Raw genomic sequence first — 1980 nt, forward strand, 5'->3', positions numbered from 1 at the left:
AGCCGCGCGGCGAGCCCCGGCTTCTCCAGCACGGCCACCGCGCGCCGCAACACGGCGCGGTCGTCCTCCGACAGGGGCCTTCCGGCCGGCGGATCGACCGGGACCGGCAGGGTTTCTCCGACAACGGCAAGGTCGTTCACGTCTGCGCCCTCGCGGCTTTTGGCGACATCTCGGGGCTGGCTTCGGTCGCGGCAAGACCTTCGGTTGAGGCAACACCTTCGGCTGAGCCAAGACCCCCGGCTGAGCCAAGACCGACGGGGCCGGTTGGGTTCCCCGGTCGGGTCTCGGGTGCGGGTTCGGATGCGGGTGCCGGTGCGGGCTCAGGCGCGGCCTCCGGCGGTGCCGTGCGCTGCGGGATGCGGCCCACGGCGAAGCACAGGGCGACCACGGGAATGCCGACCGCCGCCGTCATCGCGAAGAAGGTCGGGAAGCCGTAGGCCGCCACCACGAAGCCGGAGGTGCCGGCGACCAGCTTGCCCGGCAGGGCGTAGAGCGAGGAGAACAGGGCGTATTGCGTGGCCGCGAATCCCGGCGTGGTCAGGCTCGACATGTAGGCGATCAGGGCGATGCCGGCGAAGGAGCCGCACAGGCTCTCGATCGACACCGCGACGGCGAGCCGCCACTGCTCGGGCTCGCCGAGCGCCAGCCACGCCAGCGAGAGGTGCGAGGCGGCGGCGATGAAGGCGCCGATCACCAGGGTGGGGAACATCCCGAGCCGGGCAATCGACCAGCCGCCCGCGAAGCCGCCGGCGATCCCGACCCAGATGCCGAACAGCTTGACGATGGTGGCGATCTCCGCCTTGCCGTAGCCGAGGGTGATGTAGAGCGGGTTGGCCATCACGCCGGAGACGAAGTCCGGCATCCGGTAGAGGGCGACGAGGGCCAGCACCGCGAACAGGGCGTTGCCCATCCGGGCATGGAGGTCGGTCAGCGGTTCCAGCACCGCGCGGCGCACGGCGGCCGGCAGGTCGCGCTTGCCCGAGGCCGCCTCCCGCGGCCGGTCGTAGGGCGTGGCCAGGAGCGCCGCGATCAGGCCGACGCCCATCAGCGCGGCCATCGAGAGATAGGCCATCGTCCAGCCGCCATAGGCCGCGACGTAGAGCGCGCCGGCCCCGGCCAGGATCAGGCCGAACCGGTAGCCGAGATTCGAGGTGGCGGCCATCATGCCCTGCAGGTCGGTGCCGGCCGCCTCGATGCGCCAGCCGTCGATCACCACGTCCTGGGTGGCGGCGCAGAAGGCGACGAGGAAGGCGCCGACCCCCAGCAGCGCGAGCTGCTCCTTCGGGTCGGCGAAGGCCATCAGCACCAGCGCCAGGGCGGTGGCGATCTGCGTCGTCACCATCCAGGCGCGCTTGCGGCCGAGGCGGGCCGCGAGGAACGGCACGTCGACCCGGTCGATCGAGGGCGCCCAGAGGAACTTCAGCGAGTAGGGCAGCGCGACGTAGCTGAACAGGCCGATCGTCTTGATGTCGATGCCGGAATCGGCGAGCCGCAGGGTGAAGGTGCCGAGCCGGATGCCGAGCGGCGCGTAGGCCGTGTCGGGGGGGATCGGCCGGCGCAACGCCGTGCCGAGCAGGAGCCCGGTGGCGTTCGGCAGGCCGAGCCCGAGGATCGGCGTCGGCAGCGGCACGCCGGAGACCGGCGTCTGGATCACTGGCGTGAGGCGCAGGTCCGTCACCGTCTGCTGCGTGCGCGTCTGCGTGATCTGGCGGGTCGCCGAGCCGATCCGGCGCGGGGGCGCGGCGCGCAGGCGCAGGACCGAGGGCCGGGCCGGGGTGCCCTGTGCCGAGGCGGAGCCGGGCAGGCTCGGCGCGCTGCGGAAGCGCGGCAGGCGCGCCACCGACGGCTCCTCGCCCGCGCCCTCGGCGGCGGGCGCCGGACTGGTCCCGGCGCCGCTGCCGAGCGGGGCGGGGGCGGAGAAGGCGCCGGAGCCGCGCAACGCCGTCGGCGCCTCGAAGGCGGGGCGGCGCAGGCGGCCGG

At 73.8% G+C, this 1980-nt stretch carries 1 protein-coding gene; it reads right to left on the reverse strand.

The features are described from left to right. Nucleotides 1-136: 136 nt before the first annotated feature. Nucleotides 137-1972 (reverse strand): AmpG family muropeptide MFS transporter, encoded by a 1836-nt coding sequence (locus MFF42_RS26245; RefSeq protein WP_373875234.1) that lies wholly within the window; start codon nucleotides 1970-1972, stop codon nucleotides 137-139. Nucleotides 1973-1980: the final 8 nt, after the last annotated feature.

Source organism: Methylorubrum podarium, assembly GCF_022179745.1.
Lineage (GTDB): Bacteria > Pseudomonadota > Alphaproteobacteria > Rhizobiales > Beijerinckiaceae > Methylobacterium > Methylobacterium podarium.